5 protein-coding genes are annotated in these 8,484 nt (G+C 69.8%); 3 read left to right on the forward strand and 2 right to left on the reverse strand.

Annotation, left to right across the window (positions count from 1 at the left end; all coding sequences use genetic code 11):
* The coding region (locus VM681_05250) for an aldehyde ferredoxin oxidoreductase N-terminal domain-containing protein (protein ID HVL87399.1) at window positions 1-1,606 on the reverse strand (1,606 nt) is incomplete at its 3' end.
* A 201-nt stretch (window positions 1,607-1,807) separates the two neighbouring features.
* Between VM681_05250 and VM681_05255 the strand changes: the two genes are divergently transcribed.
* Together VM681_05255 and VM681_05260 are read left to right on the forward strand one after the other, a co-directional pair.
* The gene (locus VM681_05255) at window positions 1,808-3,694 is read left to right on the forward strand and encodes a fibronectin type III domain-containing protein (protein ID HVL87400.1); all 1,887 of its coding nucleotides are present in this window, start codon (window positions 1,808-1,810) and stop codon (window positions 3,692-3,694) included.
* Between the two features lies 1 nt (window position 3,695).
* Window positions 3,696-6,221: a fibronectin type III domain-containing protein gene (locus VM681_05260; protein ID HVL87401.1), complete on the forward strand. Its 2,526-nt coding sequence runs from the start codon at window positions 3,696-3,698 to the stop codon at window positions 6,219-6,221.
* A 3-nt stretch (window positions 6,222-6,224) separates the two neighbouring features.
* Here the strand turns inward: VM681_05260 and VM681_05265 are convergent, their stop codons facing one another.
* Window positions 6,225-7,130 (reverse strand): hypothetical protein, encoded by a 906-nt coding sequence (locus VM681_05265; GenBank protein ID HVL87402.1) that lies wholly within the window; start codon window positions 7,128-7,130, stop codon window positions 6,225-6,227.
* 122 nt (window positions 7,131-7,252) lie between these two features.
* Between VM681_05265 and VM681_05270 the strand changes: the two genes are divergently transcribed.
* Window positions 7,253-8,484: fibronectin type III domain-containing protein (locus VM681_05270; GenBank protein HVL87403.1), on the forward strand; the 1,232-nt coding region annotated here is incomplete at its 3' end.

Below are 8,484 nucleotides of genomic sequence, written 5' to 3' on the forward strand. Positions count from 1 at the left end.
AAGTCAGGCGCGAGAGGTCGGCCACGATCGAGAAATCGACGAGGTGCGGGCTGTTGAAGCCGTGCGTGACGAACTTGCAGATGCCCGCCGAGTCGACGGCCGCGAACATGTTGTCGCTGTAGGCGACCGTCTGCGCCTTGCCCTCGTAGACGGTCGGGTCGCGCGTGACGCCTTCGCCGTAGATCGCCGCCTTCTTCTCCATGGGCAGGTTCATGAAGATCTCGAGCGTGGGACGGTTCCGCAGGTGGTCGGCGCCGCGCGAGGCGACGGCGATGCCAAGCGCAAACGCCTTGAGGTACCGCACGTCGTGCGGGTCGCTCTGCGGCAGGCCCTTCACGGCGATGACGTAGTCGGCGGCTTCCTTCGGGAGCTTGCCCAGGCGCACGGCCTGCGTGGACTCGGCGATCACGTCGCCCCAGCCCTCGCGGCGGCTGGTCATCTTCAGCAGCTTCACGACCGTCTCGTAGTCGCCCCATTTGAGCGGGAAGCCCACGTCCTTCTCCGTGATCATGCCGCGCTGGTAGAGCTCCATGTGCCAGGCGAGGATCGTTCCGGCGCTGCTCGTGTCGTAGCCGAGGTCGTTGCAGAGGTTGTTGAGCGCGATGAGCTCATCGGTCGTCTCGATGCAGATGTTGGCGCCCATGATGCCGGTCGTCGAGTACTCGGGGCCTTCGCCGCCCTGGTCGTTGCGGTGCGTGCAGTGCACGTAGCACGAGGAGCAGGACACCATCTTCTCGACGCGGTGCTCGATCTGGTCGCTGTTGAAGACGTCCGTCCACGCGTTGAGCTGGCTGTTCTTCGTGCGGATGGCGCCGATGGCGTTGCTCGTGTCGTACAGGAAGGCCGTGCCGACGGTGCCGAGCACCTGGGCCACCTTCGAGCCGCCGACGTAGTGGTGGATCTCGTTGGCGCGCTGAAGGAGCTCCTTCGGGTAGGCGACGCGGAGGGTCTGCGTTCCCGTGGCGGTGATCGCCTTCAGGTTCTTGCTTCCCATGACCGCGCCGCCGCCGCAGCGGGCGCTGCGCTTCAGGCCGGAGCGGACGGCGGCAAAGCGCACGAGGTTCTCGCCGCCCACGCCCGTCACGACCATCTCGACGCGCTTCTCGCCGAAGTCGCGCCGGATCATCTCCTGGACCTCGATCGTCTCGTGGCCCCAGTACGGCTGCGCGTCGCGGATCTCGATTCCGCCGTCTTGGACGTGGAGGTACGAGGGCCGCGGGGCGCGGCCGGTGACGACGAGGTGGTCGAAGCCGGCGTTTCGCATCTCGGCGCCAAAGAAGCCGCCGATGTTGCCGTCGCCCAGGATGTTCGTCTCGGGCGACTTGAACGTCACGTTCATGCGGCTGCTCGAGGGCGCAAGCGTTCCCGTCAAGGGGCCCGCGCCAAAGACGAGCACGTTCTGTGGCGAGAGCGGCTCGACGCCCGGCGGAAGGTGCTTGAGAAGGAGCGCGACGTTGATGCCGCGGCCGCCCAGGAGGCGCTTGCGGAGGGCGATGGGGATCGTCTTCGTCCCGATCTTGCCGGTCGAGAGGTCCACGAAGCCGAGCTTGCGGTCGCCGATGGTGCGCTCGGCGACCTCGTCGGCCGTCGCGGCGTGGGCGGGCATACGGACGCGCAAACGTTGCCTTCCGCTTAAGTAGGTTCGTTCAAGTTCCCGCCCGGAGCCGAAGGCTGCGATGAATGTTCATCGCAAGGGCCGGATCGTGAACGGTTCTTGTCACGTATAGAGAGTCATGAGACTGTTTAAGAAGGCCCCTTCCGTCGTTCGTTCGATCGGGAGGTTTGTCGCCTGCGCGCCGTCGTCACCGTGGGTCTCGTAGCTGCGCTCGTCTTTGCCGCGCTGCCCATCATGCCCCCGGCCGCGGCCGTCTCGGGGAGCGGCTTTGAGATCGTCCAGGACCCCGCCGACGACCACGAGACCGCCGGTCTTGCCTCCGACCTCCTGCGCGTGGGCGCCCGCACCGAGTCGAACCAGGTCCGGTTCTTCGTCAAGGTGCAGGACGCCGCGAACAACCCCTTCACGATCCGCTACCGCCTCGGCTTCACGGTCGTGGGCGGATTGTCGTACTACGCGACCGTCTCCCACACGCCCGCGGGCGCCTTGCAAGGCGCGACGCTGTGGCGCGCCGTCCCCGAGACGGCCCGCATCTCCGGCAACCCCATCACCGCCGACTGGCTGGGCTCGGAGCTTCGCCTCACGATCGCGCGCTCGCTCATGGGAAACCCGGCCGACGGCACGGAGCTCGCCCAGATCACGGCCGCCTCCACCTCGATGCCCACGGGCGCCTCCGAGGTGCGAAGCACCATCACCTTCTACGACGAGACCGACGTGGGCTCGTACGAGCTTGGCCAGAACCCGCCGCTCACCGTGCCCACGGAGCCCATCGGGCTGTCGGCATCGGGCACGCTCGACAAGATCACGATCAGCTGGAGCGAGCCTGCCAGCAACGGCGGCTCGGACATCCTCCAGTACAACGTGTACCGCGGAACGGCAAGCGGCAGCCTCTCGCCGCGCGCGACCGTGCCCGCCAACGCGCGCGCGTTCCAGGACACGGAGGTCGTCACGGGCACGCGCTACTACTACCGCGTCACGGCGACAAACGCGGTGGGCGAGGGCGCGGCAAGCGCGGAGGTGTCCGCGCAGCTTGCGACGCCCACGCAGCCCAACCCGCCCTCGGCGCCCCGCAACCTCGTGGCAAGCGGCGGGAACGGCGCTATCTTCGTCGAGTGGGCCGTCCCGGCAAGCAACGGCGGCGCAAGCATCCAGGCGTACTCCGTGTACCGCGGAGGCGTCTTCGTCGCAAACGCGACGGACACGAACTTCTACGACGACGGTTTGCAGAACGGCCAGGCGTACTGCTACAACGTCACGGCGTGGAACTCGGCGGGCCAGAGCGCGCCCAGCCCCGGCGCGTGCGGGACGCCGATGAGCTCCCCGCCCCCGAGCTTCCCGGTCCCCTCGCAGGCCACGGGCATCGGGCCCGGCTCCCACTTGTTCATCAGCGGCATCGGAACCTGCACGGCAAACTTCGTCTGGACCGACGGCGTGAAGCGGTACCTCGGCTCGGCCGGCCACTGCTTCCTGCCGGGCGGCAAGACGGCCACGCACGGTCCCGGCGCGGACTACAACGCAAGCGGCCACGTGGTGCGCGTGTGCGTGTCGAGCTGCCTCTTCGGCGGCGCCGCGGGCAGCTTTGTCTCGGGGAACCTCGTCACGCTGGGCAAGGTCGTCTACGCGCGCCAGCAGACGGGTGGCGCGGAGATCGGGCACGACTTTGGCATCGTGGAGATCCCGCCCAACCTTTGGCACCTCATCCGCACGGCGCTTCCGGTCTACGGCGGTCCCGTGGCCGGCCCCGACGGGCGCTCCACGATCGGCTCCATGGTCTGCCACTACGGCAACGGCATTGCCGTGGGCGAGGTCATGCCCACCATGAGCCGCGCCGGCTTTGGCGTGAGCCACAACGACGCGCAAGGCTCGTGGGGCGTGCTTGCGGCCGCGGCGCCGGGCGATTCGGGGTCGGCCATCGTGATGTGCAGCCTCCAGAACGGCGTCCTTCGCGGCGGCGCGCCGCTTGGCGTGCTCACGCACCTGGCCGCCGGCGGCGGCGTCGTGTGGGGCACGACGATCGCGAAGGCCAAGGCGATGGCCCTCCAGGCCAACATCAACCTCTCGCTCCTGTACGGTGGCTAACATGGTCGGTCAAGTCGGATCGGTGTCGGGTCGAAGGCCTCGGGCGTGGCTTGCGGGCGTCCTCGTGGCGGTCCTTGCCGTCTCGATCCTGCCGCCTCCCTGGTCGGCCAACTCCACGGGCACGGGCAACGGCTTCCTCGTGCTCCTCGACGACGCGGACGATCACGAGCCGACGGCCGGCCTCTCCGCGGATCTCTTGCGCGTGGGCGCGAGCACGGACAGCGCAAACGTGCGGTTCTTCGTCAAGGTCCAGGATCCTTCGCCGCCTCCGGCCACGTTCCGGTACCGCCTCGGGTTCACGGTCGTGGGCGGGCTTTCGTACTACGCGACCGCGTCCTACCAGCCCTCGGGCCAGGTGTCCGGCGCGACGCTCTGGCGCGCGATCCCCGAGACCGCGCGCATCTCGGGCAATCCGATCCTCATCGAGTGGTCCGGGGCGGAGCTTCGCTTCACCGTGCCCCGCTCGCTCATCGGCAACCCCGCCAACGGCGTCGATCTCATCCAGATCACGGCCGCCGTGACCTCGATTCCCACGGGCCCCTCCGAGCTTCGCAGCACCCTCACGTTCTACGACGAGACGGATCCGGGCGTCTACACGATCGGCCAGAATCCCCCGCTGTCGGTCCCCTCCGCTCCGGGAAGCCTTGCCGCCTCGCCCGAGCTGAACCGAATCAAGCTTTCGTGGTCGGTCCCGGAGGTGGACGGCGGATCGCCGATCACGGAGTACCGGCTGTACCGCGGCACGGACCCTGTGAGCCTCTCGCTTCTCGTCTCGCAGACCGGAACGAGCTATGCGGACAACGCGGTGACCGCAGGCACGACGTACCACTACGAGGTCTCGGCCGTGAACGCGCAAGGCGAGGGTCCCCGCAGCCCGCAAGTCTCGGCGGCGCCGTTCTCGCCCACCGTGCCAAGCGCCCCGCGCGACCTCATCGCCGGCGGCATGAACCAGTCCGCCCGCCTGCAATGGAGCCCGCCGGCCTCCTCCGGAGGATCCGTCGTCACCGGATACGTCGTCTACCGGGGGACCTCGAGCAACGACATCTCGGAGATCGCGACCGTGTCGGCGGCCGTGACCGAGTTCGTGGACACGGGGCTTGCAAACGGCCAGACGGTCTTCTACCAGGTCGCGGCCGTGAACGCGCTTGGCACGGGCCCGCGGTCGGCCGTGGCAAGCGCCGTCCCGAACCCCGTGCCCTCGTTCCTCCTCGCCCAGCCGCCCTCCGGCATGGGCAACAACGCCGGCGAGCCGGGCGTCGGCGTGAACTGGAACACGGGCCGCGTCTTCATCAACAGCTTCAACCGCGTGCTCCGGGCGACCTTCGACGACAGCGTGTTTCCGCCCACCGTGCAGTGGCAGGACGTCACGCCGCTTGGGTCGATCATCAACGTCGACCCGGTGCTGTTCACCGACTCCGTGACCGGGCGCACCTTTGCGGGAGGCCTTTCGGGCGGTTGCTCCTTGCTCTTCTACACGGACGACGACGGCGGAACGTGGATCCCCATGGCCGAGTCCTGCTCGCTTCCCGGCTGGGACCACCCGACCGTGGGCTCGGGGCCCTACCCGCAGCCGTTCCGCGGCGTGGTCGAGCAGGCAGACGCAAGCGCGGCCGGCCCGGCCGTGTACCCGCACGTCGTGTACTACTGCGGCCAGCCCGGCCTCCAGCCGGGCCCCGCCTTCTGCGGGCGCAGCCTCGACGGCGGCCTCACGTTCGAGAACACCGTGCCCCCGTGGGTGAACGCCTGCGCGGGCCTGCACGGCCACATCCGCATCGCGCCCGACGGGGCTGCCTTCCTGCCCAACAAGCGCTGCAGCGGCCGCGCCGGCTTCTCGGTGACGTCCGACATCGGTCATGTGTGGAACGTCCGCTCGGTGCCGCAATCGCCCGGTAGCGGCCGCTTCGATCCGAGCGTGGCGCCCAGCAACAACACCGACGCGCAGGGCCGCCACTGGACCTACCTCGGGCAGGCCGAGGCCAACGGCGCGTTCATCGCCGTGACGAAGGACCGCGGCCTCACGTGGGAGGACGTGGGCACGGGCAACGGCGCCCCCGCCGGCACGCGCTACTTCAACGTGGGCGCGCTCGCAAACCCGCCGGTGCTGCGCGCGGAGTTCGCCGAGGTCATCGCGGGCGACCACGACCGCGCCGCCTTCGCGTTCCTGGGGAGCACGAGCAACGAGGCCAACACGGGCGGCTGCAACGCGCAAAGCACGCACGTGTGGCACCTCTACGTGGCCTACACCTACGACGCGGGCAAGACCTGGCAGACCCTGCGCGTCACGAACGATCCCGTGCAACGGGGCCCCCTGGGCGATGGCGGCTCGTGCCGCAACCTGCTCGACTTCAACGACATCACGGTCGACAGGCAGGGCCGCGTGCTCGTCGGGTACGCGGACGGCTGCATCGGCGCCTGCGCGGGCGCATCCGGCACCGTCACGCAGTCCGTCTCCGCCAAGGCGACGGTCGCGCGGCAGATCAGCGGCAAGGGACTCTTTGCGGCCTTCGACGGCGTGCTGCCGTTCTAGGGCCTACGCGCACCGCCGTCCCCAGTCGAGGATCGCGCCGTCCCAGCCGTATCCTGCGTAGTAGCCCGTGCGCAGCTCGCACCGCGTCCACGAGAAGGCGCCGCTTTCGACCCCGTCGGCCATGGGCCGGTCCTCCGCGTACGCGTTCCGGGGCCACGAGCGTCCCGATCGCAGGAGCTCGACCGCAAGCGTGTCCGGATCGATCCGCTCGGGCAGGATGCCCTGCCGCGTTCGCGCGTACTCCTCGACGAGCGAGAGCAGGAACGCGTGCCGGTCGGCCGCGGCGGAATCCAAGCGCGCCGCCTCGTCGGGCGCGCGGAACGTCGCCGGGCGTTCCGCGGAGAACGAGACGCCGGGTCCGGGATCAAGCGTGTACGGGCTCTCGTAGGCGCCCGTCGCCTCCACCACGGCGCGCTCGACCGCGTCGCGCCGCACGTCGGCGCGAAGCGTGTAGGGGATGCGGACGCCCGTCTCCATGAAGGCGCCCGAGGCCTCGAGGCGGTATCCTCCGTCGACGGGCGTGCGCGTCGTCGAGACGGACGGATGGCTGAGGAGGAACCGAAGGTCCCACGCGAGCGACTGGATCGCGACCTGGCTTACGCGCTCGTCGAAGAGGTCGTAGCGTACCCACGCCATGCCCGCGGGCGAGACGAAGACCTCGCCGCCCAACCGCAAGAAGCGGGCCGGGAACTCCGTCGAGTTCTCCGATTCGGCCGCAAAGCCCGCGGCCGTCGAGGCCACGTCCATCACGCCGGGCATCTCGCCTGCCTCGCGGGGCGTCACCGTCACGCGAAGCGGCGGGATCGAGGGGATGGCCGGCGACTCGGGGCCGCCCCGGTCGTCGGAGCCGGGCACGGCGCAGCCGGCCAGGAGGAGGGTCGCCAGCGCCAGCAGGGCCGTCTTGCTCATGAGCCGCCGACGACGGCGGCCCAAAAAGAAATTTCGGCTCGGGCCGCTTAAGAGCGGATAGGCCTTCACGAGATTGCTTAAGCCCGCCGGTCGTCTCGTTGGGGGCGTTCGGAGGTATGCTGGTGGCCCGAGTCCCGACGCTCGCCCTGTTCCTGGCCCTCGTGCTGCCCGCGGCGGCTCCCCTCGTCCCCGTTGCCCAAGGCTCGGCCTCCGCCGGCGTCGAGGTCGTCTCCGACGCCGCGGGCGACCACGCGTCGGGATCGGGGCTTGCCGCCGACCTTCTTCGCCTGGGCGCGACCACGGACGCCTCGAACGTCCAGATCCACCTCAAGGTGGCCGACCGCAGCGATCGGCCCGTCACGCTTCGCTACCGAGTCGGCTTCACCGTGCAGGGCGACCTTTCCTACTACGCCACGGTTTCCTATTCGACCGGCGGCGCCCTCTCCGGCGCCACGCTATGGCGCGCGGTGCACGACGGCGCGCGCGTTCAGGGAAACCCGATCGCGGTCGCATGGTCGGGCAACGAGCTCCGGTTCGAGATCCCCCGCGGCCTTCTTGGAAGCCCCGCCGACGGGACCCTCCTTGTCAACGTGGATGGCGCGGCCACGTCGATGCCCCCTGCCGGCTCCGAGCTTTCGGGCACGTACGCGCTCCACGACGGCACGGGCAAGGGCACCTACGTCGTGGGCGCAAACCCGGATCCGACGCCCCCCTCGGTTCCGACCGCGCCGCTTGACCTTGCCGCCGCACCCGACTACGGCCGCGTGACGCTTTCGTGGAGCGCTCCGGCGAGCGAAGGGACGAGCCCGATCCAGTCGTACAACGTGTACCGCGGAACGACGAGCGAGGGCAAGGCCCTCCTCGCGAACCTCCCCGCCTCGCCGCGCACGTACGTCGACAACGCCGTCGCGCACGGCACGACCTATTTCTATGAGGTGAGCGCCGCCAACGCCGTGGGCGAAGGGCCGCGAAGCATCGAGGTTTCCGCCACGACGCCGGTTCCCACCGTCCCCTCCGCCCCGCGCAACCTCCAGGCGACCGCCGGGCCCGAGAAGATCACGCTCTCCTGGAACACGCCCTCCTCCAACGGCGGCTCGCCCGTGACGGGCTACCGCGTCTATCGCGGTCCGGAAGGCGCCCCGCTCGACCTCCTTGCCGCCGTTCCCGCCTCGCCGCGAAGCTACGTCGACTCCGACGTCGTCGTGGGCGCGACCTACGTCTACGCCCTCACCGCCGTGAACGCAAACGGCGAGGGTCCCGCAAGCGCCGAGGCCTCCGCCGCGCCGCTGCCCCTTTCGGCGCCGGGCGCCCCGCGGAACGTTGCCGCGCAGGCCGGCAATCGGACCGTCACGCT

This window comes from Candidatus Thermoplasmatota archaeon (assembly GCA_035541015.1).
Classification (GTDB): Archaea; Thermoplasmatota; SW-10-69-26; order JACQPN01; family JAIVGT01; genus DATLFM01.